Source organism: Bradyrhizobium sp. Kon58, assembly GCF_055807455.1.
This window is the reverse complement of the sequence record NZ_JBVVOT010000377.1, coordinates 1-283: the sequence shown is the minus strand read 5'-3', so window position 1 is coordinate 283 and position 283 is coordinate 1. Positions and strand designations below refer to the sequence as shown.

Here is a 283-nt window from a genome sequence, read left to right as displayed (position 1 = left end):
ATCTGGTGCGGCCGCTGCTGGATATCAGCCGTGCCGAGCTGGAAACATATGCCCGAGAACACCACCTGAAGTGGATCGAAGATCCTTCAAATGCTGATCCACGTTTCTCCCGCAATTATCTGCGGCACCGTGTCTTCCCTGTTTTGGCGCAGCGCTGGCCTCAAGTGGTGCCCAGCCTGGCCCGCACGGCTGAGCACTTGGGCGAAGCCCAGGGCTTGCTCGATGAGCTGGCGGCTATGGACCTGCAAGGCGCTGATCAACCCTCGCTGGTTCCCTGGTTGCC

1 protein-coding gene is annotated in these 283 nt (G+C 60.8%); it reads left to right on the top strand.

The genetic code is table 11. The annotated features are described in order from the left end of the window. On the top strand, positions 1 to 283 hold a 283-nt coding region (locus AC0L20_RS40850; protein ID WP_473295799.1), incomplete at both ends, for a PP-loop family protein.